The sequence below is a fragment of the Mycobacterium sp. BK086 genome, assembly GCA_004362315.1.
GTDB lineage: Bacteria > Actinomycetota > Actinomycetes > Mycobacteriales > Mycobacteriaceae > Mycobacterium.
In genome coordinates, this window is sequence record SNWL01000003.1 from 232,822 (window position 1) to 256,748 (window position 23,927).

General features: G+C 68.6%; 17 protein-coding genes. 2 read left to right on the top strand and 15 right to left on the bottom strand.

Annotation, left to right across the window (positions count from 1 at the left end; translation table 11 throughout):
• Positions 1-17 precede the first annotated feature (17 nt).
• The 5 genes from pks2 to mutA form a co-directional block, all read right to left on the bottom strand.
• Positions 18-6,299, bottom strand: coding sequence for a sulfolipid-1 biosynthesis phthioceranic/hydroxyphthioceranic acid synthase (gene pks2 / locus EV580_RS01110; protein WP_133689319.1), 6,282 nt, complete (start codon positions 6,297-6,299; stop codon positions 18-20).
• A gap of 1,015 nt (positions 6,300-7,314) precedes the next feature.
• Positions 7,315-8,571, bottom strand: coding sequence for an esterase/beta-lactamase LipL (gene lipL, locus EV580_RS01115; protein WP_133690968.1), 1,257 nt, complete (start codon positions 8,569-8,571; stop codon positions 7,315-7,317).
• 85 nt (positions 8,572-8,656) lie between these two features.
• Positions 8,657-9,640, bottom strand: a complete 984-nt coding sequence (gene meaB / locus EV580_RS01120) for a methylmalonyl Co-A mutase-associated GTPase MeaB (RefSeq protein ID WP_166654548.1) — start codon at positions 9,638-9,640, stop codon at positions 8,657-8,659.
• Complete coding sequence (gene scpA, locus EV580_RS01125) at positions 9,640-11,895, bottom strand: methylmalonyl-CoA mutase (protein WP_133689321.1); 2,256 nt, start codon at positions 11,893-11,895, stop codon at positions 9,640-9,642. The genes meaB and scpA overlap by 1 nt, the downstream gene beginning before the upstream one ends.
• Position 11,896: 1 nt before the next feature.
• Entirely contained in the window at positions 11,897-13,774 is a 1,878-nt protein-coding gene (mutA, locus tag EV580_RS01130; protein WP_133689322.1) for a methylmalonyl-CoA mutase small subunit, read from the bottom strand.
• Between the two features lie 71 nt (positions 13,775-13,845).
• Between mutA and EV580_RS01135 the strand changes: the two genes are divergently transcribed.
• Entirely contained in the window at positions 13,846-14,568 is a 723-nt protein-coding gene (locus tag EV580_RS01135) for a TVP38/TMEM64 family protein (RefSeq protein ID WP_166654550.1), read from the top strand.
• On the opposite strand, the gene EV580_RS01140 is transcribed toward EV580_RS01135, so the two are convergent.
• Genes EV580_RS01140 through EV580_RS01150 form a run of 3 tightly spaced genes read right to left on the bottom strand, consistent with a single transcriptional unit; the run spans position 14,526 to position 16,492 of the window.
• Positions 14,526-14,885, bottom strand: coding sequence for a DoxX family protein (locus tag EV580_RS01140; protein ID WP_133689323.1), 360 nt, complete (start codon positions 14,883-14,885; stop codon positions 14,526-14,528). The genes EV580_RS01135 and EV580_RS01140 overlap by 43 nt on opposite strands.
• Positions 14,882-16,045 (bottom strand): SPFH domain-containing protein, encoded by a 1,164-nt coding sequence (locus tag EV580_RS01145; RefSeq protein WP_133689324.1) that lies wholly within the window; start codon positions 16,043-16,045, stop codon positions 14,882-14,884. The genes EV580_RS01140 and EV580_RS01145 overlap by 4 nt, the downstream gene beginning before the upstream one ends.
• A 12-nt stretch (positions 16,046-16,057) precedes the next feature.
• Positions 16,058-16,492: an NfeD family protein gene (locus tag EV580_RS01150; protein WP_133689325.1), complete on the bottom strand. Its 435-nt coding sequence runs from the start codon at positions 16,490-16,492 to the stop codon at positions 16,058-16,060.
• Between the two features lie 78 nt (positions 16,493-16,570).
• Here EV580_RS01150 and EV580_RS01155 point away from each other — a divergent pair, with 78 nt between their 5' ends.
• Positions 16,571-17,431: an Rv1486c family protein gene (locus tag EV580_RS01155; RefSeq protein ID WP_133689326.1), complete on the top strand. Its 861-nt coding sequence runs from the start codon at positions 16,571-16,573 to the stop codon at positions 17,429-17,431.
• Here the strand turns inward: EV580_RS01155 and EV580_RS01160 are convergent.
• The 7 genes from EV580_RS01160 to ripB form a co-directional block, all read right to left on the bottom strand.
• Positions 17,400-18,437, bottom strand: a complete 1,038-nt coding sequence (locus tag EV580_RS01160) for a ferrochelatase (protein WP_133689327.1) — start codon at positions 18,435-18,437, stop codon at positions 17,400-17,402. The two genes, EV580_RS01155 and EV580_RS01160, sit on opposite strands and share 32 nt — an antisense overlap.
• Positions 18,438-18,439: 2 nt before the next feature.
• A complete protein-coding gene (inhA, locus tag EV580_RS01165) occupies positions 18,440-19,249 on the bottom strand; it encodes an NADH-dependent enoyl-ACP reductase InhA (protein WP_133689328.1) in 810 nt (269 codons plus the stop codon).
• Positions 19,250-19,266: 17 nt separating this feature from the next.
• The gene (gene fabG1 / locus EV580_RS01170) at positions 19,267-20,016 is read right to left on the bottom strand and encodes a 3-oxoacyl-ACP reductase FabG1 (RefSeq protein ID WP_133689329.1); all 750 of its coding nucleotides are present in this window, start codon (positions 20,014-20,016) and stop codon (positions 19,267-19,269) included.
• Positions 20,017-20,069: 53 nt separating this feature from the next.
• Positions 20,070-21,077, bottom strand: coding sequence for a VWA domain-containing protein (locus EV580_RS01175; protein WP_133689330.1), 1,008 nt, complete (start codon positions 21,075-21,077; stop codon positions 20,070-20,072).
• Complete coding sequence (locus EV580_RS01180; RefSeq protein WP_133689331.1) at positions 21,074-22,018, bottom strand: DUF58 domain-containing protein; 945 nt, start codon at positions 22,016-22,018, stop codon at positions 21,074-21,076. Before EV580_RS01180 ends, EV580_RS01175 begins: the two co-directional genes overlap by 4 nt.
• Positions 22,015-23,109, bottom strand: coding sequence for a chaperone MoxR1 (moxR1, locus tag EV580_RS01185; protein WP_133689332.1), 1,095 nt, complete (start codon positions 23,107-23,109; stop codon positions 22,015-22,017). The genes EV580_RS01180 and moxR1 overlap by 4 nt, the downstream gene beginning before the upstream one ends.
• Positions 23,110-23,227: 118 nt before the next feature.
• On the bottom strand, positions 23,228-23,920 hold the full coding sequence (gene ripB / locus EV580_RS01190; RefSeq protein ID WP_133689333.1) for an NlpC/P60 family peptidoglycan endopeptidase RipB: 693 nt from the start codon (positions 23,918-23,920) through the stop codon (positions 23,228-23,230).
• Positions 23,921-23,927: the final 7 nt, after the last annotated feature.

Here is a 23,927-nt window from a genome sequence, read left to right on the forward strand (position 1 = left end):
CCTATCGACCCAGTTAGTCAGCGCGCTGACGTGATGACGCCGGCGAGCGTTTCGCACAGGCTTTCAGCCAGCGACCGGACAGTCGTTATATCCATCGACCGAACACGGATTCCCGTTTCAGTTTCGATCCGAGTTCTCAGCTCGAGGTTCCCCAACGAGTCCAAACCGTACTCCGAAATCGGCCGGTCTGGGTCGATGGAACGGCGCAGGATCAGGCTGAGCTGCTCCGATACCAGACGACGAACCCGCGTCGGCCACTCGTCACGCGGCAGATCGTGCAGTTCGGCCCGGAAGCTGCTGGTGTCCGCGGGCCGGTCGCCACTGGCCTGGAATGCCTCGGCGAACGGGCTGCGGGCGGCCAGATCGGTCAGCCACGGCGTCCCGATGATCGGCGCGTAGCCGCTGTAGGCGCGATCGTGGCGCAGCAGCGCCTCGAAGGCATTGGCACCCTCGTCCGGGCTGATCATCGCGGTGTCGCCGGCGGCGGCGAGGTGCTTGCCCGCGCCGATCTCGTCCCATGCCGCCCACGCGATCGCGGTGGCGGGCAGGCCCTGCGAACGGCGCCAGTGGGTGAACCCGTCCAGCCAGCTGTTGGCCGCCGCGTAGGCGCCCTGGCCGGGCGAGCCCATCAAGGCAGCCGCCGAGGAGAACGAGCAGAACCAGTCCAGCGGCTGTGCCGTGGTGGCGCGGTGCAGGTGCCAGGCGCCGTAGACCTTGGGCGCCCAGTCCCGGTCGATCAGCTCGTCGCTGATGTTGGTCAGGATGGCGTCTTCGACGACGGCGGCCGCATGCAGCACCCCGCGCACGGCCAGGCCGGTGGCGGTGGCCACCGTGACCAGGCGGTCGACGGTCTCCGACAGGGCGATGTCGCCGCTGACGACCTCAACCTCGGTACCGGCGGCCCGCATCCGGGTGATCTCGGCCAGCGCGTCGGCCTTGGGCTCCGACCGCGAGTTCAGCACGATCCGGCCGCAGCCGGCCGCAGCCATCTTCGAGGCGAGGAACAAGCCCAGCCCGCCCAGACCACCGGTGATGATGTACGAGCCGTCGCGGCGGAAGACCTTGGCCTGCTCGGGCGGCACGACCACATTGCTGTGGCCCACCTTCGGCACCGACAGCAGCAGCTTGCCGGTGTGCTCGGCGGCCCCCATCACGCGGATCGCGGTGGCGGCGTCGGCCAGCGGGTAGTGCGTGGTCTCCGGCTGCGGCAGCACACCCTCGGCGGTCAGCCGGTACACGGTGCTCAGCAGCTCGCGGATCTGCTCGGGGTGCGTCGTGGCCATCAGCGCCAGGTCGACACCGTAGAAGGACAGGTTGCGCCGGAACGGGAACAGCCCGAGGCGGGTGTCGCCATAGATGTCCTTCTTGCCGATCTCGACGAACCGGCCGCCGAAGGCCAGCAGGTCGACGCCGGCCTTCTGGGACGCGCCGGTCAGCGAGTTGAGCACGATGTCCACGCCGTAGCCGTCGGTGTCCTTGCGGATCTGCTCGGCGAAGGCGGCGCTGCGGGAGTCGTAGACGTGGGTGATGCCCATGCCGCGCAGGATGTCGCGACGCTCGTCGGTGCCCGCGGTGGCGTAGATCTCCGCGCCGGCGGCCCGGGCGATCGCGATGGCGGCCTGGCCGACACCGCCGGTGGCGGAGTGGATCAGCACCTTGTCGCCGGACTTGATCTTGGCCAGATCGTGCAGGCTGTGCCAGGCGGTGGCCGATGCGGTGGACACGGCCGCGGCCTGATCGTCACGCAGGCCCGAGGGCAGCGTCACGGCCACGTCGGCGTCGCACGTCACGAACGTGCCCCAGCAGCCGTTGGGCGACATGCCACCCACGTGATCGCCCACCCGGTGCGAGGTGACCTGCGGTCCGACCGCGGTGACCACACCGGCGAAGTCGATGCCCAGCTGCGGGTGCAGGCCCTCGAAGCTCGGGTACCGACCGAAGGCCAGCAGGACGTCGGCGAAGTTGAGGCTGGACGCGGTGACCGCGACCTCGATCTGGCCCGGTCCCGGCGGGATGCGGTCGAAGGCGGCCAGTTCCAGGGTCTGCATATCGCCGGGGGTACGGATCTCCAGGCGCATGCCGTCGCGGGAATGGTCGACGACCGTGGTGTAGCGCTCGTCGGGCCGCAGCGGGCTCGGGTAGAGGTGCGCGGTGTACCAGTCGCCGCCGCGGAAGGCGGTCTCGTCTTCTTCCGAGCCGCTCAGCAGCACGCGGGCCAGCAGTTTGGAGTCGACGTTGTCGTCGACGTCGATCTGGCTGGGGCGCAGCTGCGGGAACTCGGCGCCGACCACGCGCAGCAGACCACGAAGGCCGGCCTGCTCGAGGTTCGGCCGATCGTCGGCCAGCACGGTCTGGGCGTTGCGGGTGATGACGTAGAGCCGCGGCGCCTCGCCTGCGGTGTCGGCCAGCTCGCGGGCGATGCGCACCAGGTGACGGACGTGATCGCCCCCGCGGTGCGGCAGCTGCTCTTCGGGGCAGCCGTTGCGCGCGCCACTGACGACGACGACGTTGGCGAAGCCGGCGCCTTCGGTGAAGTACGACCGCAGCCGCTCGGCGTTGGCCGCGTGGTCGGCCTGCTGCGGCCACGACATCGTGGTGACGTCGGCGTCGTTGAGCTTGAGTGCGTCGGTGAGCGCGGAGGCCAGCAGATCGGCGACGTCCGAGGTGCTGACGACCAGCCACGTCGCGCCGACGGTGTTCGTGATCTCGGCGACCTGGTGCTGGCGCCACTCGATGCCCAGCAGGCGCTCGTTGAAAACGCGGTCGCCCTCGTGATCCTCGGACATGCCGGTGCCCATCCGCAGACCCTGGACGGTGAACAGCACCGTGCCGTAATCGTCGAGCAGATCGATATCGGCCTGCACCGAGGATCCGTCCAGCGAGGTGATGCGGGTCAGGCAGTAGCGCGCGTTGCGGGTCGGGCCGAGCACGCGCAGGCGCTCCACGCCCAGCGGCAGCAGCAGCCCGCCGGTGCCGGAGGACTGCACGCCCGGGTGAGCCGCGACCGACTGGAAGCAGGCGTCCAGCAGTGCCGGGTGGACGCCGTAGGAGGTCTGCTGATTGCGGATCGAGGACGGCAGGCCGATCTCGGCCAGCACGGTGTCGGCGTTCTCGTCGGCGGCGTTGACGGCGACCAGCGCGGTGAACGCGGGGCCGAACTGGACACCGCGGCCGTCGAACCACTGCCGCACACCTTCGCCGTCGGCGCGGTTGGGGTGGGCGTCGCGCAGCGCGTCCATGTCGTAGGTCTTGGGCTGCTCGCCGGGCTGACCGGCGGTCAGCACGGCGCCGGCGCGGCGCTCGCGCTCGCCGTCGGTGTCGGTCTCGACGACGAAGTCGAGGAGGCCGGAGCCGTCGGCGGAGGCCACGGGGTGCACCGGGGTCTCATCCTTGAGCAGCAGCATCGCGTCGAACGTGACGTCGCGGACCTCGGCGTCGTCACCGAACACGGTGCGCGCGGCGGCCAGCGCCATTTCGCAGTAGGCCGCGCCGGGCAGAGCCGCGACGTTGTTGATCTGGTGATCGACCAGCCACGGGTGTGCGCCGGTACCGACCTCGGCGGCCCAGGCGTGCCGCTCGGGCTCCTCCAGCAGCCGGACGTGCGAGCCCAGCAGCGGGTGGGCGGCCACCAGGTGGGTGCCGCGAGCCTGGTCGACGCCGTCGGCGATCAGGATCAGGCTGCGATGGGTCCAGGTGGGCAGTGGCGCGTCGACCAGCCGGCCGACCGGGTAGAGAACCGAGAAGTCCACCTGCGCGCCCGCGGCGTACAGATCGCCGAGGAAATCGCCGAGGCCGTTGGGAACCTCCTGCGCGCGGCGCATGCCGGCCAGGGCCGCGACGCTGATGTCCAGCGTGCTCGCGGTCTGGTCGATGGCACGGATGAGCAGTGGGTGCGGGGCCAGCTCGCCGAACACCCGGAAGCCGTCTTCCAGCGCGGTCTGCACCGCCGCCGAGAACCGGACCGTGTGGCGCAGGTTGTCCACCCAGTAGTCGGCATCGCAGTACGGCTGCTCGCGGGGATCGAACGATGTCGCCGAGTAGTAGGGCACCTCGGGGGCCATCGGGGTGATGTCCTCGAGCATCTCGGCGAGCTCGTCGAGGATCGGATCGACCTGCGGCGAGTGCGATGCCACGTCGACGTTGACCTCGCGGGCCATGATCTCGCGGGCCTCCCAACCGGCGACGATCTTGCGGACGGTCTCGGTGGCGCCACCGATCACGGTCGACTTGGGCGACGCGACGACGGCGACGACCACGTCCTCGATGCCCTGCTGCTCGAGTTCCTCACGGACCTGCTGGGCGGGCATCTCGACCGAGGCCATCGCTCCCCCGCCGGCCAATCGCAGGCACAGCAGCGAGCGACGGCAGATGACCTTGACGCCGTCTTCCAGCGACAGTGCGCCGGACACGACGGCCGCGGCGACCTCACCCAGCGAGTGGCCGATGACCGCGCCGGGCTGAACACCGTAGGACGCCATCGTGGCCGCCATCGCGACCTGGACGGCGAAGATCGTCGGCTGGACACGGTGGATGCCCTCGACGGTCTCGGGTGCGGTCATCGCCTCGGTGACCGAGAAGTCGGATTCGGCGGCGATCAGCGGCTCGATCTCGGCAACCTTGGCGGCGAAGACGGGCTCGGTGGCCAGCAGCTCGGTGCCCATCGAGGCCCACTGCGACCCCTGTCCGGAGAAGATCCACACCGGTCCGCGGTCGTCGTGGCCGACGGCGGGCTGGTAGGGCTCATCACCTTCGGCGACCGCGCGCAGCTGCTCGATCAGCGAGCCGCGGTCCTCGGCGATGACGGAAGTGCGCAGCGAACGATGCCCGCGCCGGCGGCTGAGCGTGTAGCCCAGGTCCGGCAGCGACAGCTCGTCGCCCGCGTTCTCGACCCAGTCGGCCAGGTTCGCGGCGGTGTTGCGGAGTTCCTCGACCGAGGTGGAGCACACCGGGAACAGCAGCAGGTCCTTGGCGGCGCTGTCGACCTTGTTCGCGTCGACGACGACGGGCGCGTCGGGGGCTTGCTCGAGAACCGCGTGGACGTTGGTGCCCGACATGCCATAGGACGACACACCCGCACGGCGCGGGCCGTCCTCCTTGGGCCAGGGGATGTTCTCGGTCGGGACGAACATCCCGGTCTTGACCTTGGCGTTCTTCTCGGAGAGCTGGGTGAAGTGCAGGTTCTGCGGAATCACACCGTGGTGAACGGCGAGAACGGCCTTCATGAGTCCGAGCACACCCGCCGCGGACTCCGCGTGGCCGAAGTTGCTCTTGACCGACGTGAGGGCCGTCGGGCCCGCGTGGCCGTAGACCGTCGAGATGCTGTTGAACTCGATGGTGTCGCCGACCGGGGTGCCGGTGCCGTGCGCCTCGACCATGCCGACGGTGTCGGGGTCGACGCCGGCGGCGGCGAGCGCGGCCTGGAACACCGAAACCTGGGCGTCGCGCGACGGGGTCAAGATGTTCTCGGTGCGGCCGTCCTGGTTGGAAGCGGTGCTCTTGATGACGGCCAGCACACGGTCGCCGTCGCGCTGGGCGTCGTCGAGCCGCTTGAGGACGACGATCCCGCAGCCCTCGGCGCGGACGAAGCCGTCGGCGGCGACGTCGAAGGAGTGGCAGCGGCCGGTCGGCGAGAGCATGCCCTGGCCCGACGACGAGGCGTAGAGGCGCTTGTCCAGCATCAGCATCACGCCGCCGGCCAGCGCCATGTCGCTTTCGCCGTCATGCAGGCTGCGGACCGCCTGGTGGACCGCGACCAAGCTCGAGGAGCAGGCGGTGTCCATGGTGACCGCGGGGCCGGTCAGGCCGAGCGCGTGCGAGATGCGGCCCGAGGCCATGCTGAACGGCGCACCGGTGAACGCGTACGCCTGGTCGAAGGCGCCGGCGTCACTGGTGACCATCGCGTAGTCGTCGTGCGACATGCCGATGAAGACACCGGTCGCCGTGCCGGACAGCGACGACGGCGTGAAGCCGGCTTGTTCGGTGGCTTCCCAGCAGGTCTCCAGCAGCACGCGGTGCTGCGGGTCCATCGCCGTGGCCTCGCGCTCGTTGATCCCGAAGAAGTCGGGATCGAAGCCGGTGACGTCATCGATGAAGGCACCCCACTTCGACACCGAGCGGCCGGGAACACCGGGCTCGGGGTCGTAGAGGTCGTCAGCGTCCCAGCGGTCGGCGGGAATCTCAGTGACCAGATCAGCGCCCTCGAGCAACGCCTCCCACAGCTTGTGGGGCGAGTCGATACCACCGGGTAGCCGGCATGCCATGCCGACGACGGCGATGGGGGTGACAGATGTCTGACGCACGTCCGCTCACACCTCACTTCTTGACACTGGACAAGGCAACCCATCCCGGCCATGCAGCGGTAACTGCCCAGTCGAAGTTGCCAATGTGCTCGGTAGCTTAGCCGTTTTTCGTTAAGACCGCGAGAAATGTTTGATGTTTTCGATTAGGGATTGGCCAATGTGACCTTTGGCCCTAACGTCCTGCCCGGTCAGCCGCATATCTGATAGCTGCGGATCCAGCGGTGACGACCGGCGAGATCGTGATTACGGTCTTGAGATCCCGATCGTAAAAGCCGTCTACCAGCACATTCATCGCGACACGCTCGCCCACGCAAGCGCCCGGACAGCATCCGACGACCCGTCCGCGACGGCGAGGAGGAAGTTGCAGAGTGTTTACTATCGCAATTCCGACACAAATTGGTATCGATACGGATATAGCAAATAACGGTAATGAACCTATCTAATGACCCGAGCCTAATCCCGTTAAATTCAATGTCTCAGTAATTGAATAGTGTCAAATAGCGCCACTGGCGATGCCCGTGAGGCCCTGGATAGCGCAGCCATCCTGAGAGTTTCCGCAATCATGCCTCAGCATCCGATAACCCGTTAGCCTGCAACTATCATCTCGATCCACAGGAGATGGCTACTAACCTGAGAGTAGGCTGAGATTTCAATATTGGCAGCCGACTAAACGTGATCCAGACCACATTTCCAAGGGTATGGAGGCATCCATTACCGGTTCCCCGATATTTCCCGCAGCGAGTCAGCAAACGCGACAGGATAAATGACCGGCTATTCGTGGATATTTGGCGAACTTTCCACCGAAGATGAACTACGGGACAGTTCACAAGATGCCCGGTGACATTTATCACCCCTTTAGCCGGGTCTTGTGAACTCGCTGTGAAAGTTTGCTGGAGCCCTCGACAGGCGCATGTGGCGAGGTCAGTCGTGGCGTGGCGGGACCCCGCGACCAGGCAACACACCGGAGGTCCGGTCGGGCCAGCAAGGAGCCGGCTCGGGTGGAATTAGGGCCGAATTACCCTGCGACGACGCCGGACGAAATGGGCCCGAAGGGGGCACCGAACTCGGTGACGGGCTCGAAACCGTGCTTGCGGGCGGCAGCGGCACCCCGGCGAATCAACGCGGCGGTCGCAACGAAGCCGGCCTGATCGGCAATGACGAAGGGGGTCAGCAACCGGTTATGGATGAAACTGAAGGACAATCCGGCTTCCGGAATTGCCCAGCCCAGCGAGCCGCCCAGCCCCACATGCCCGAAGCCGGGCAATATCCCCGGGATCGGTAGCGAGTGATAACCCAGGTGGAAGCCGAGCGGCAGAACCAGGTTGCGGTCCCGGGTCAGATCACGGCGTCCGGTGAGCCCGGCGACCAGCCCCGGGGACAGATAACGCATGCCGTCGATCTCTCCGCCGTTGGCGATCGCGCCGTACATCCTGGCCAGGCTGCGAGCCGTGGCCACGCCATTGGCCGACGGCAGCTCGCTGTCGAGCAGTGGCATGGCGCCCTGGACCGTCGACCGCATGCCGGGGAAGTACATGGAACCGAAGATCGCGGACCTCTCGAATGCCGCGACCCGCGGAGCGATCGTGTTGAAGATCGGGTTCGGGATGTTCAGCTGGGGCCCGATGATGCTGGCGGCCCTGGTCGGCGCGCCGGCCGGCGGCCTGCCCAGGTGAATCCCGTCGGTGTTCAGCGGCTCGGCCACCTCGGTGCGGATCAGCTCGCGCATGCCCACCCCGGTGACGGCACGGGCCAGGCCGGACAGCAGCCAGCCATACGTGAGCGCGTGATACGCGGGCTTGCCGAAGAACCGGCCGACCGGAGCCGCCGCGACGCGATCCTCCATGACCAGATGGTCGAGCAAGTCACGGGTGCGCACGCCGTGCAGGTGCGACAGCCCGGCGCGGTGTTGCATGACCTCGCGAACAGTGATGTCCGCCTTGCCGTTGGCACCGAACTCCGGCCAGTACTCCGCCATCGGGGCTTCGTAGTCGATCAGGCCACGGTCGACGAGGCGGTGGATGACCGTCGAGGCGACGCCCTTGGTCGCCGAGAACACCATGGCGCCGGTGTCGGCGGACCAGCGTTCGCGGCCCCGACGATCAGACCAGCCGGCCCAGACGTCGACGACGGGCCTGCCGTCGAGGTAGACCGCCAGCGCGCCGCCGCCGAAGCGCGGGTGCGGGAACATCGCCGCGAAGCTTCGCAGCGCGCAGGCGAAGTTCGGATCGGCAGCACCCTGCAGCCCATGGGGCAGGGTGTCGCGGTCACGCATCGCCTGAGTCACAGATGGGAATTTAACGGGTCTAAGCACATCTGCAGCAAATTGTTGCCAAAACGTTAACTTGACACGCGGGCGGTCAGGTTGACTGTTCGGCCGCCTGGAGAATTCGCTGGGCAGCCAGTGCGGGAGTCAGCTCGCCCTCGCGAACCTGGCGTTCGATCTCGGCCCGTTCGGCGCGCACGGCCGGATGGCTCAGTACCCGGTCGAGCACGGCGTCGCGCACCATCGACCACGTCCACTCCACCTGCTGGGTGCGGCGGCGGGCGTCGAACTCGCCGGCCTTGGTCAACGCGTCGCGGTGCGCGAGCACCGTGTCCCACAGCTCGCGCAAGCCGGTGCCGTCGATCGCACTCATCGTCAAAACCGGTGGGCGCCAGATAGTTTCGCGGGGATAGATCAGACGGATGGCGGCCGTCAACTCACGCGCGGCCGACTTCGCCTCGGTGAGGTGGGCACCGTCGGCCTTGTTGACCACGACGATGTCGGCGAGCTCCAGGACCCCCTTCTTGATGCCTTGGAGCTGATCTCCGGTGCGGGCAAGCGTGAGGAAAACGAAGGTGTCGACCATGTTGGACACGGTCACCTCGGACTGTCCGACACCGACCGTTTCCACCAGGATGACGTCGAATCCGGCGGCCTCGGCGAGCACGATGGTCTCCCGTGTCGCCTTTGCCACGCCGCCCAGGGTTCCCGACGTCGGCGATGGACGGATGTAGGCATCCGGATGTACGGCAAGCTTCGCCATGCGCGTCTTGTCCCCCAGGATCGAGCCGCCCGTGCGCGTCGACGACGGGTCGACGGCCAGCACGGCCACCCGGTGCCCCTGCTCGATCAGGTACATCCCCAGCGCCTCGATGGTGGTCGACTTCCCCACCCCGGGCACCCCGGTGATCCCGATGTGCACAGCCTTGCCCGCGTCCGGCATCAGCTCCAGGAGCAGGCGCTGGGCCTGATCGCGGTGATCGGTACGGGTCGACTCGACCAGGGTGATCGCACGCGACAGCGCCGCACGATCACCGCTGCGGATCGCCTCGGCCAGTACCTCGACGTCGGCGGACATCAGCCGAGGTCGTACCCGAGCCGCTCGGCGAGCTTGTGCAGCAGATCCACGGCGGCATCCGCGATCACCGTGCCGGGCGGGAAGATCGCGGTGGCCCCGGCGGCGTAGAGCTCGTCGAAGTCACCGGGCGGGATCACACCGCCGACGACCACCATGATGTCGGGGCGCCCCACCGCGGCGAGTGCGTCGCGCAGTGCAGGCACCAGCGTCAGGTGCCCGGCGGCCAGCGAGGACACCCCCACCACGTGGACGTCGTTGTCGGCGGCCTGCTGCGCGACTTCCTCCGGGGTGGAGAACAGCGAGCCCACGTCGACGTCGAAGCCGATGTCGGCGAAGGCCGTGGCGATCACCTTCTGCCCACGATCGTGACCGTCCTGGCCCATCTTGGCCACCAGGATGCGCGGCCGGCGACCGTCGGCCTCGGCGAACTTCTCCACCAATGCGGTTGCGGCACTCACATTCTGGGCCTTTCCGACCTCATCCCGATAGACACCCGCGATGGTCCGGATCTCGGCCTGATGCCGTCCGTACACCTTCTCCAGCGCGTCGGAGATCTCGCCGAGCGTGGCCATGGCGCGGGCGGCATTGATGGCCAGCGCCAGCAGGTTGTTGCCAAGCCCGTCCTCACCGGCGGGCCCGGAAGCCTCTGCGGCACGGGACAATTCGGCCAACGCCGCCTGGCAGGCCGCCTCGTCGCGATCGGCGCGGAGTTGCTCGAGCTTGGCCAGCTGCTCGGCGCGCACCCGGCTGTTCTCGACCTTGAGGACCTCGATCTCCTGGTCCTCGGTGACCTGGTACTTGTTCACGCCGATCAGCGGCTGGGCCCCGGAGTCGATGCGGGCCTGAGTGCGCGCGGCGGCCTCCTCGATGCGCAGCTTCGGGATGCCCTCGCCGATGGCCTGGGCCATGCCGCCGTGCTCGGCGACCTCGGCGATGTGGGCCCGGGCCTTCTCGGCCAGCTGATGGGTCAGCCACTCGACGTAGTACGAACCGCCCCAGGGGTCGATCGGCCGGGTGGTGCCCGACTCCTGCTGCAGCAGCAGCTGCGTGTTGCGCGCGATGCGCGCGGAGAAGTCGGTCGGCAGCGCCAGCGCTTCGTCGAGTGCGTTGGTGTGCAGCGACTGGGTGTGGCCCTGGGTGGCCGCCATCGCCTCGACACAGGTTCGCGCGACGTTGTTGAACACGTCCTGGGCGGTCAGCGACCAGCCTGAGGTCTGCGAATGGGTGCGCAGCGACAGGGATTTGGGGTTCTTGGCGCCGAACTCGGCCACCAGCTCACTCCACAGCAGCCGGCCGGCACGCAGCTTGGCGACCTCCATGAAGAAGTTCATCCCGATGCCCCAGAAGAACGAGAGCCGCGGCGCGAACTTGTCGACGTCGAGCCCGGCATCCCGGCCCGCCTTGAGGTACTCGACGCCGTCGGCCAGCGTGTAGGCGAGCTCGAGATCGGCTGTGGCACCGGCTTCCTGGATGTGATAGCCGGAGATCGAGATCGAATTGAACTTCGGCATCTTGGCGCTGGTGTAGCCGAAGATGTCGGAGATGATCCGCATCGACGGTTTCGGCGGATAGATGTAGGTGTTGCGGACCATGAACTCTTTGAGGATGTCGTTCTGGATGGTCCCGGCCAGCTTCTCCGGCGGCACCCCCTGTTCCTCGGCGGCCACCACGTACAGCGCGAGGATCGGCAGCACCGCACCGTTCATGGTCATCGACACGCTGACGGTGCCCAGGTCGATACCGTCGAACAGCTGACGCATGTCCAGGATGGAATCGATTGCCACACCGGCCATTCCGACGTCACCGGCAACCCGCGGGTGATCGGAGTCGTAGCCGCGGTGGGTGGCCAGGTCGAATGCAACCGACAGACCCTTCTGGCCGGCGGCCAGGTTGCGCCGGTAGAAGGCGTTGGATTCGGCCGCGGTGGAGAACCCGGCGTACTGCCGGATGGTCCAGGGCTGGTTGACGTACATCGTCGGATACGGCCCGCGGATGAAGGGGGGCTCGCCCGGGAAGCTGTCCAGCGGGTAGCCCGCGGCGGCCACGGCGTCGCGGTCGGCACCGACGTAGACGGGCTTGACGGCGATGCCCTCGGGGGTCTGCCACTCCAACTGCTCGGCGGTGTAGCCGTGCGCCGACGCGGCGGCGGCGACGTGCTCGGCGACGGCGGCCTCGGTGGGCGCCGGGGCCGGCCGGTCGCCGTGCAGCGGGATGTCGGCGAAGCTGGGTACGGTGCCGGTGGTGGAAGCAGTCATATCAGGCCCCCAATCGGGTGAGCAGGGACGAAAGCGCTTCGACCGCATCGATTTTCGCGGTCAGATAACCGTCGGGTTTGTCCGCGGCATCCGCGACGGCCTTCTCCGGCCCGGCCAGATAGATCTGGCTCACGCCCGCGGCTCGTGCGGCGGCCACCACATCGGAGGCGTCGGTGCCATAGCGTGCGTCGGTGCCGCAGAGCACCACCACCGAGGCGCCGGCGTCCGCGATCGCCGCGGCTATCCCGGCGGCGTCGACGGTGCCGGGGTTGACCGTTTCGATCCCACCGGAGGCCAGCAGGTTGGCCGCGAATGTTGCCCGGATGTTGTTCTCGGCCAACGGTCCCAGCGGCAGCAGCAGAGCCGCCGGCCGCGAACCCATGCGCTCCAGGTACGCATCGGACCTGTCGCGCAGCGCCTCGAATCCGGCGGCGTAGCGCCGCACCGTCTCCGAGGAACTGAAATGCGGCAGTGGCGGTTCGGATAGGTTCGGGAACTCGTTCACGCCGGTGACCGCGGTGCGGCGGTGGGCGATGTCGTCGGCCCGGCGCGCCCGCACCTCTTCGATCTGCTCGGCGACATGATCGCGCGCGGCCACGAAGCCGCCCCGGGACTCGATGTCCTGGAAGTGCGACCATGCCTCGGCGGCAAGGTTTTTGGTGAGGTCTTCGACGTACCAGGAGCCGCCCGCGGGGTCGAGCACCCGCCCGATGTGCGACTCTTCGAGCAGCAGCAGCTGGGTATTGCGCGCGATGCGGCGGGCGAAACCGGCACTGATGCCGGGGAATCCACTGGGGATGGCCACGTCGAACGGCAGCACGGCCACCGTGTCCGCTCCCCCGACGCCGGCGCCGAACGCGGCCAGCGTGGTGCGCAGCATGTTCACCCAGGGATCGCGCTGGGTCATCATCGGCAGCGAGGTGACCGCGTGCACCGTCGCCGCGCCGCTGTCCGGCGCCTCCAGCACGTCGGCGATCCGGGCCCAGAGTTGGCGGGCCACACGGAATTTGGCGATCGTCATGAACTGGTCGTCGTCGGCCACCAACCGGAAGCTGATCTGGCGCAGCGCGTCTCCGACGTCGATGCCTGCGTCGACCAGCGCCCGCACGTACTCGACCGCGGCACCCAGCGCCCCAGCGAGCTCCCACGCGGCGTTGGCGCCGCGGTTGTGGAACGCCGCACCGTCGACGGTGATCGCGCGCACCCCTGCGCTTCCGATCAGATTCGCGGCGACCCGGGTCACGTCCTCGATCGCGGGCGCGTCAAAACCACTGAGCGGCGCGGTGAACGGGTCGGCGCCCAGGTCGATCGACATGGTGGCGCGTTGCGCATCGCTCGCACCGGACACCAGAGCCAGCACCGCATCCGCGGCCGCGCCGAACTGGGTGCCGGCGTCGAGGATCACGGGCGCGAGTTCCAGGTACACGCCCTCGAGCAGCCGGTCCAGATCGGCGGGGGCGACCCCGGTTTCGCCGACGCGCAGGATCAGCGCGCTCACTCCGTCGCCGAGGGCGCCCAGGACCGCGGCGTTGCCGTCGGCCACCGCACCGCCGGCGCCGAACTCCTCGGCGACCTTCCAGCCTGCGACGACGTCGCGGTGCGCGTCCGCGCCACGGACGAACGGCCAGGCGCCGGGCAGCGGCGATTCCGGCCGCGCGTCGAGCGTGGTGTACAGCGGACGGATCGGAAAGCCCTCGTAGGTGGGCGAGTCCAACAGCGTCTCGGGTTCAGCGGGCAGATCCGCCGGGTCTTTCCGGCTGCTCTTGGCCAGCACTCCGGCGACCGCGGTGCGCCAGCGGGCGCGGCCCTCCTCGACCTCTACTGACACCGGCAACTCCTGTTGTCGCAGCTCGTGGCAGCCCCTCCCCGGGAACGCCATCAGACCATCAGGCTAAATGATGGCCTCACGCGTCACGCCGCCGAGTCGGCGTGCCCGTAATCTTGGTCAATGTGACGTCGAAGACCGGCAGCACGCTGCGGAGCGTGAGTTCAGCGGTGGTATCCACCGCCCGGCAGGTGTCCCGGACACGCATCGTCGTCACCGCGATCGTCAGTGTGATTCTCGTCGCAGTCGTGCTGCTCGTGCCGCTGCCCACGGCCGTGCAGTTGCGGGATTGGGCGACCTCGCTCGGGGCGTGGTTCCCACTGGCGTTCCTGTGCGCGCACATCGTCGTCACCGTGTTCCCGTTCCCCCGCACCGCGTTCACCCTGGCGGCCGGCCTGCTGTTCGGCCCCGGCGTCGGTGTGGTGATCGCCGTGGTCGCCAGCACGGCGAGCGCACTGATCGCGCTGTTGCTGGTACGGGCGCTGGGCTGGCAGCTCAGCAAGCTGGTGAGCCACCCGGCGGTGGAGTCGGTGGATGCCCGGTTGCGGGCCCGGGGCTGGCAGGCGGTCTTCTCGCTGCGGATGATCCCCGCCGTGCCGTTCTCGGTGCTCAACTACGCGGCCGGGGCGTCCGCCGTGCGGGTGCTGCCCTATTTTCTGGCGACGTTGGCCGGGCTGATTCCCGGCACCGCCGCCGTCGTGTTCCTCGGGGACGCGATGACCGGCAGCATCAGCCCGCTACTGGTGCTGGTGTCGGTGTGCACCGCGGCCGTCGGTGTCGCCGGTCTGGTCTACGAGGTGCGCACTCACCGGCGCGGCGGTGACGACGTCGCGGCCAACACTCCGTAGATCACCAGCAGGCTCGATGCCGCGGCGAAGTTGCGGCCGAAGTCCCGGACGCGCAGATGCGATCCGACGGCAAGGCTGAAGTACACCGTCAACATGACCGCGGTGAATCGCGCCAGCGCGGGGAATCGCCAGACCGACGCCAGCCCGATCGCCGACGCGCCCTTGATCGGCGCGAAGATCCAGCGCTTGTCGCGCGGGAACTCGACCACGTCGAGGCATTCGGTGATGAACGGCGCGGGTATCGCGCACAGTGCGGCGTCGGCGGCCTGTCCCGCGGCCAGCACGGTGTAGACCCGCGGCGAGGCCAGCGGACTCACTGGCTGGGCCCGAGCTCCGGTGGAGCCGCGTGCTGGGGTGCGCTGCCGACCGCGGGCACCGAGGTGCGGGCTTCGGCCTCGGCGCGGGCCACGGCCTGCGCGATCGCCGGGTCGGTCTTGGTGTCGAACCAGTCGGCGACCTCGTCGGCGTCGTCGTCGGCCTTGGGCAGGTCGGGTTCGACGGGTGACGGCGTGTACCGGAACACCCCGTCCTCGCCGGGCGCGCCGAGCATCTTGGTGAATCCCTGCAGCGCCGAACCGAAGTCGCTGGGAACCAGCCACACCTTGTTGGCCTCACCCTTGGCCATCTGCGGCAGCGTCTGCAGGTACTGGTAGGCCAGCATCTCCGGGGTGGGACGGCCCGCCTTGATGGCGGCGAACGTCTTCTCGATCGCCTTGGCCTGGCCCTGAGCCTGCAGGTAGGACGCGGCGCGTTCACCCTGGGCACGCAGGATCCGGGACTGCCGGTCGGCTTCGGCGGCCAGGATCGCGGCCTGCTTGGCGCCCTCTGCGGCCAGGATCTGGGCCTGCTTCTGGCCTTCGGCCTGCTTGATCGACGCTTCCCGGTTGCCCTCGGCGGTGAGGATCATCGCGCGCTTCTCCCGGTCGGCGCGCATCTGCTTCTCCATCGAATCCTGGATGGACGGCGGCGGGTCGATGCTGCGCAACTCGACGCGGGCGACGCGCAGACCCCACCGGCCGGTGGCCTCGTCGAGCACGCCGCGCAGCTGGCCGTTGATCGAATCGCGGGAGGTCAGCGTCTGCTCCAGGGTCATGCCACCGACGACGTTGCGCAGGGTGGTGGTGGTCAGCTGCTCGACGCCGACGATGTAGTTGCTGATCTGATAGACCGCCGCCTGCGGGTTGGTGACCTGGAAGTACACCACCGTGTCGATGTTGACGGTCAGGTTGTCCTCGGTGATCACCGGCTGCGGCGGGAAGGACACCACCCGCTCACGCAGGTCGACCCGGGCGCGGACCTTGTCCACGAACGGAACCAGCAGCGTGAGCTGACCGGAAACGGTCTTGCTGTACCGGCCGAGGCGTTCGATGACGGCGGCCTCGGCTTGCGGGATCAGGGCGATCGACTTGGCGACGACGATGATCGCGAAGATCACCAGCACCGCCAACAGGACCAGACCGGCTATGGCACCGTCCATGAAGGGTTCTCCTTACCCGTTCTTCCAGACCACCGCGGTGGCACCGTCGATATGCATGACGGTGACGTGGTCGCCCGGCTCGTAGACATCGTTGTCGTTGTAGGGGCGGGCCGTCCAGATTTCGCCGTCGAGTTTCACCTGGCCTTCATGCTGGGCCACCCGGTCGAGCACCAGCGCACTTTTGCCTTCCAGCGCTTTGACCGGTTCGGGCAGGCCCTTGCCCGCGGTGAGCTTGCGGCGCAGCGCCGGGCGGACCAGCGCCACGAGCAGCACCGAAACCACCAGGAAAACCGCGCCGTCGGCCCACACCGGCCAGTCCAGCAGCCAGCTCGACCCGGCGGCGGCCAGCGCGCCACCGGAGAGCATCAGCAGGAACATGTCGCCGGTCAGTGCCTCGGCACCGGCAAGACCCAAGGCGAACACGAGCCAGATCAGCGCCGCGGGCATGACGCCAGGATATCGCGGCAAACCGCGGGAGGTTGGGAGAAAGCCGGACCAAGGTCGACCCACTACACTGCGAGCATCATGTGGTGCCCGAGTGTTTCGCTATCCGTGTGGGCCAACGCCTGGCTCGCGGGCAAGGCCGCGCCCGACGACATCCTTGACGCGCTATCGGCTTGGGCACCAACACATTCGGTGACCGCCTACGATTCGGTTGCGGCCGGCCACACCGGCCTGCCCTGGCCGGACGTCGACGACGCGGGTGCGGTCTCGTTGCTGCAGACATTGCGAACGGTGGCGGGCCGCTCGGTGGATGCCCGGCCGCCGGCCATCAGCGTCGCCCTGCCGGTTCCCGGCGACGTCCGGGGCCTGGCGGCCGGAACCCAGTTCCAGCGCGACGCCCTGGCCTCGGGCGAGGCGATCATCGTGACCAGCCCGGCCGGCGACACCATCGGCCTGGTCCCGGATTTCGAGTACGACGACACCGACGACGAACTGCCCGACGGCGACCGGGTGCCCGAGCTGTGCGCATTGTCCTGGACGGTGTATTCCCTGCCCGCGATCCCGGTGACCGACCATCTCGACCTGGGCGAGGCCGAGTACAACCTGCGCTCGGCGGTGCGATCGGCCGCCGATGCGCTGGGTGCGCTGCAACTCGGTGCGGCAGGCGGGATCGACGATCCACGCGGGCTCGTCGAGCAGGTGCTGGAATCCGGCAGCCATCACCGCGCGCCCGATCACGCTCCGACGCGGGCGCTTCGGGTGCTGGAGAACGCCGCGCACGTCGACGCGATCATCTCGGTCAGTTCGGGACTGATGCCGATCGGCATCCAGAGCGCCTCGGAGGCTCAGATCGCCAATGACGCACTGCGGCCGCTGGCCTCGATCGTGCGGTCAGCGCGGATCGCCGCGGTCACCGCGATCCTGCACTCGGCCTGGCACTAGCCACGCAGCCGGGCGTGCAGAAGGCGCCGTCGACGCTGGACCCGTAGCCCGGAACCGGCTGCGCGCCAACCACTCTCGCCGGGTCGCGATCGTTGCGTGCCTCGTCGACGAGATCGAGGACCAGCCTGGCGAACCGGCGCTGCGCATTGGGCGTCGACGCCCGCGCCAGAGCGATCCCGAGTTCGTCGGCCTGGTGCGCCAATTCGTTGTCCAGGTCCCACACCACCTCGATGTGGTCGGAGACGAATCCGATCGGGCAGACCACCACCGCCTTGGTGCCCGAGGCGGCCAGCACCGAGAGATGGTCGGCGACATCGGGTTCCAGCCACGGCACCTGCGGCGGTCCCGAGCGGGACTGCCACACCACGTCGTAGTCGTCGTAGCCGGCCGCGGCCGCCACCAGCGCCGCGGCGTAGCGGACCTGGCGGGCGTAGAGGTCCGGCCCGCACCGGTCGGCGGCGCGCAGCGGTATCGAGTGGGCGGTGAACACCAGCCGGTGGCCCGCGGGCAGCGACGCCGCGGCATCGGCCACGGCGTCGGCGAACATCGCCACCAGCAGGGGGTGGTCGAAGAACTGCCGCAGCCTCACCAATTCCGGTGCGCCGTCACCGACGGCGGCCCGGGCTCGGGCGATGTCCTCCTGGTACTGGGCGCAACCGGAGTAGCCGCCCCACGCCGAGGTGGCGAAGACCGCGGCGCGCCGCACGCCATCGGAAGCCATTGCGGCGACGGTGTCTTCGACGAGCGGATGCCAGTTGCGGTTGCCGAAGTACACCGGCAGATCGTCACCGCGCTCGGCGAGCTCGGCCCGGATCTCGTCGATCAGGGCCCGGTTGATGCCGTTGATCGGTGAGACGCCATCGAAGTGCAGGTAGTGCTCGGCGACGGCGGCCAGGCGCTCCGGCGGTATCCCCCGGCCCCGAGTGACGTTCTCCAAGAACGGCATCACCTGTTCGGGGCCTTCCGGGCCGCCGAAGGAGAGCACCAGGAGCGCGTCGAACTCCACGGCTAGAGCAGCTGCGTGCTGGCGCCGCCGTCGGCGAAGATGATCGTGCCGGTGGTGGCGGGCAGCCAGTCCGACAGCAGGGCGCACACCGTCTTGGCGACCGGGGTCGGGTCCTTCATGTTCCAGCCGAGCGGGGCACGCTGGTCCCAGCCCTCCTCGAGCAGCTTCATCTGGGCGCCGGCCTCTTCACCGAGCGCACCGCCGACGATCGCGCTCATCGCCAGGGTCCGGATCGGGCCCGCGGCAACCAGATTGGACCGCACCCCGACCTTGCCGGCTTCGCGGGCGACGAATCGGTTGACCGATTCCAGCGCGCTCTTGGCCACCGTCATCCAGTTGTAGGCCGGCATCGCGCGAGTCGGGTCGAAGTCCATGCCGACGATGCCGCCGCCGGGGTTCATCACCGGCAGCACGGCCTTGGCCAGCGAGGCATAGGAGTACGCCGAGATGTGGATGCCCTTGGCGACGTCCTCGTAGGGTGCGTCGAAGAACGGGTTGATGCCCATACCGGTCTGCGGCATGAAACCGATGGAGTGCACCACGCCGTCGAGCTTGTTGCCCTCGCCGATCTCCGCGGTGATCCGGTCGGCCAGCGTCGACAGGTGCTCTTCGTTCTGCACGTCGAGCTCGAGCAGCGGCGCCTTCTCCGGGAGCCGGTCGGCGATCCGCTGGATCAGCTTCATCCGGTCGAAGCCGGTGAGCACCAGCTGGGCGCCGGCTTCCTGCGCGACCTTCGCGATGTAGAACGCGATCGAGCTGTCGGTGATGATCCCCGTGACGAGAATCCGCTTGCCTTCCAGAATGCCTGCCATATCAGCCATATTCCTTTCTAGTGGCCCATGCCCATGCCGCCGTCGACCGGGATCACCGCGCCGGCGATGTAGCCGGCGTCCTCGGACGCCAGGAAGCTGACCGCCCCGGCCACCTCCTCGGCCGTCCCGACCCGCTTGGCCGGGATGAAGTCCAGTGCGCCCTCTTGGATCCGCTCGTCGAGCGCGCGGGTCATCTCGGTGTCGATGTAGCCGGGGGCGACGACGTTGGCGGTGACGCCGGCCTTCGACATCTCCCGGGAGATCGAGCGGGCCATGCCGATCAGACCGGCCTTGGCGGCCGCGTAGTTGGACTGGTTGCCGATCCCCCACATGCCCGACACCGAGCCGATGAAGATGATCCGGCCGAACCGCTTGCGCTGCATGCTGCGCGAGGCCCGCTGTGCCACCCGGAACGCCCCGGTGAGGTTGGCGTTGATGACGCTCTCGAAACGCTCCTCGGTCATCCGGATCATGAACGCGTCCTGGGAGATGCCGGCGTTGGACACCAGCACCTCGACCGGACCCTGATGCTCCTCGACCTCGGTGAAGGCGCGGTCGACGGCCGCACTGTCGGTGACATCACACACGACACCGAACAGGCCCTCGGGCGCACCGGAGCCGCGGTGGGTGACCGCGACCTTGTGGCCGTCGGCGGCGAGTCGCTGCGCGATGGCCAGGCCGATGCCCCGGTTTCCACCGGTGACCAGCACCGAACGGGACACGAATGGCGGCTTGCCTACCGGATTCTCAGCGGGAGTTTCGCTCATTGAAGTCAACTTAGTGCCTGCCATCCGCCGCGCCGAAATCGACACGGGCGGTATCAGCCCGGCAAGCGCCGGTTGACCAGGAGCGCGGCCAGGGCGGCCAGAGCCAGCACGAGTGCGCCCAGTCGCAGCCAGCCGGTGCTGGCCTCGCCCTTGATGGTCTCGTAGCCGATCTGGTCCTGCAGTGAGGTGAAAACCTCTTTGAGCTGCTGCAGGCTGGATGCGGTGTAGGCGTTGCCGCCGGACAGGTCGGCGATCTTCTTGAGCATCTCGTCGTCGACCGGGACCGGCTGGCGCTGGTCGTTGATCTCGACGTAGCCGTACGGGGTGCCGAACGACACCGTCGAGATCGGCACGCCCTGATCCTTGGCCGTCCGGGCGGCGGTGAACGCGCCCTTCGGGTTGTCCGGGTTCGACGGCACGGTCTCCTTGCCGTCCGACATCAGCACGATGCGGGCGGGCGGCGGGGTGTCGCCGCCACCGATCACGGCGCCGACGGTCGCGATGGCCTGCAGCGAGGTGAAGATCGCCTCGCCGGTGGCGGTGCGGTCGGCCAGTTGCAGCTTGTCGATCGCGTTCTTGGTGGCCTCGCGGTTGGTGGTCGGCGAGACCAGCACGGTGGCGGTGCCCGCGTAGGCGATCAGGCCCAGGTTGATGCCGGGGGTGAGCTGATCGGCGAACTGCTTGGCGGCCTCCTGTGCGGCGGCCAGCCGGCTGGGCTCGACGTCGGTGGCGCGCATCGACTGCGAGACGTCGATGGTCAGCATCACCACGGCGCGGTTGCGCGGGATCCGCACATCGTGCGTCGGCCCGGCCATCGCGATCGTCAGCAGCACCAGCGAGGCGATCAGCAGGATCGCCGACAGGTGTCGCCAGCGCGTAGGCCGTTTGGGCGCAACGCTTTCCAGCAGTTCCATGTTGGCGAACCGCAGGATCCGCTTCTGCCGCGCGTACTGCACGATGATGTAGAGCCCGACCAGCCCGGCGATCACGAGCAGGAACAGGAAGAACCACGGGTGTTCGAAGCCGGACAGCGTCATCGGCCCGAGCAGAGGCAAGGTCATTGGCTGCCCGCCAGAGCACCGCGGCGCCGGGACGCCACGAACCGCACGATGTCGGCGATCCAGTCCCGGTCGGTGCGCAGGGTCATCAGCGGCGCGCCACAGCGGCGCATGGTGCGCGCCACTTCCTCGCGGTGCACCGCGGCGGCGCGGGCGAAGTCGTCGCGCAGTTGCTCGTCGATGGTGAACTCACGGGTGACACCGGATTCGGTGTCCTGCAGCACCACATCGCCGACCGGGGGCAGCTCGACGTCACGCGGGTCGAGCACCTCGACACCGAGCACCTCGTGGCGAGCGGCGATCGCGCGCAGCGGTCGCATCCAGTTGATCGGGCCGAGGAAGTCGCTGATCACCACCGCCATGCCGCGGCGACGCTCGGGACGGCGCAGCGCGTCGATGGCGGCGGCCAAGTCGCCGCGCACACCGGTCGGCGCCTTCGGCATGGTGGCGATGGTGCGCAGCAGCGTCTGCTCGTGCATCCGGCCCGACAGCGCGGGCACCCGGGTGATCGTGTCGCCGTTGGCGACGATCGCACCGATCCGGTTGCCGCCACCGCTGTTGAGGTAGGTGATCGCCGCGGCCGCCGCGACGGCGAGATCGCGCTTCTCACAGCCCGTGGTGCCGAAGTCGAGGCTGGCCGACATGTCGACCACCAGCCAGGTTTCCAGCTCGCGGTCGGCGATCATCTGCCGCACGTGCGGGTGGGTGGTGCGGGCGGTCACCGACCAGTCCATCCGGCGCACATCGTCGCCGGGCTGGTACATCCGCGACTCGCCGGGCTCGGAGCCCGGGCCGGGGATCAGACCGAGGTGGTCACCGTGCAGAACCCCGTCGAGCTTGCGCCTGACCGTCAGCTCGAGGGTGCGCAGGGCCGCCGAGAGCTTGGCGTCACCGATCTCACCGCGCTGGAAGGACGGCGGGTGGACGGTTCCCGAATCACTCACCGACCGTTGGCACCCGCCCCGGCGGGAACCACCGGCGGCACCGAATGTCCTTGCTGCGGAACGGCATTGACCTGAGGCAGGGCAACGGTCTGCAGGATCCGGTTGATCACCGTCTCGGCCTTGATGTCATCGGCGAGCGCGTCGTAGGTCAGCACAAGGCGGTGGCGCAGCACGTCTGGGATCACATCGATCACGTCCTGCGGGATCACATAGTCGCGGCCGCGCACCAGCGCCAGGGCGCGGGCGGCGGCGATGATGCCCAGCGAGGCACGCGGCGAGGCGCCGAAGGCGACCCAGGCCTTGACGTCGTTGAGACCGAACTGCTCGGGCCGGCGCGTCGCGGTGACGACGCGGACCACGTAGTCGACCAGCGCGTGGTGGACGAAGTTGTTGGCCGCGACGTTCTGCAGGCGCAGCAGGTCGCCGGTCTCGAGGATCTGCTTGGGCTCCGGCGGGGTGACACCCATCCGGTAGATGATCTCGCGCTCTTCCTCCGGCGACGGGTAGTCGACGTTGATCTTGAACAGGAAGCGGTCGCGCTGGGCTTCCGGCAGCGGGTAGACGCCCTCGTTCTCGATCGGGTTCTGGGTCGCCATCACCAGGAACGGCTTGGGCAGCTCGTAGGTCTTGCCGCCGATGGAGATCTTGCGCTCGGCCATGACCTCGAGCAGTGCCGACTGCACCTTTGCCGGCGCGCGGTTGATCTCGTCGGCCAGCAGGAAGTTCACCACGACGGGGCCGAGTTCGATGTCGAACTCCTCGCGGCCCTGCCGGTAGATGCGGGTACCGATGATGTCGGTGGGCACCAGGTCGGGGGTGAACTGGATGCGGGCGAAGGTGCCGCCGACGACCTTGGCGAAGGTCTCGACCGCGAGCGTCTTGGCGACGCCGGGGACACCTTCGAGCAGCACGTGCCCCTTGGCCAGAAGCCCGACCAGGATGCGCTCGACGAGCTGGTCCTGACCCACGATGATGCGCTTGACCTCGAAGATCGCGCGCTCCAGGGTGTGCACCTCGCCGGCCAGGCCGTTACCGCCAGTCGAGATGGCCGGGGCTCCGGGGCCTGCGGGCGACCCACCTGGTGACGTCATCGACTTCCTCCACAGCTGTTGGTTTTATCGGGCACCTCGGTGCCCGCACACAACTATTCCAGGCGTTCTGGGATCCGTCGACGTGCCCCGTTAACTGGCGCGTCGAGGATTGAACGGACTAGGTCTCGATGATGCGCGTCAGGTACGGCGTCATACCCGCGGTCCGCACCGGGCTCACGGTCACCTGACCGGCCGCCGACGACGCCTCCAGCATCTGCCCGTTGCCCAGGTAGATGGTGACGTGCTGGGTGCCATTGGGCCCGTAGAAGATCAGGTCGCCGCGCTTTGCCTGCGACGGCGGGATGTGCCGGCCGGCGTTGTACTGGTCACCGGAGTACTTCGGGATCTGCACGCCCACTCCGGCGAAGGCATAGCGGGTGAAGCCCGAGCAGTCGTAGCCGACCTTGCCCGCGTCCTCTTCCACACCGGCGCTGGGCCCGTTGATCGCGCCGCCACCCCACGAGTACGGCACACCCCGCTGGGAGGCACCGCGGGCGATCACGTACTCGATGGCCTGCGGCCCGCGGACCCGGCCGCCGGGCAGCGCCGACGGCGACCCGCCGCCGAACCCGAGGCCGGCCAAGAACCTGCGGCCCAGATCCATGGTCGCCTGCGCGGACTGCTGGGCAACCTGCAGTGAGGCGTTCGCGACGGCGACCGGATCACCGGGAGCGCCCGCGGACAGGATCTTGGGCAGGGTCGGATCCCACTCGCCCGGATCGGCATTCGCCGGGCTGGCAACACCCAGCCCCAGTGTCAGTGCCGTCAGGACCGTCCCGACGAAGAGCCGTCGAGAAGTGTTGCGAGACATGGGGAAA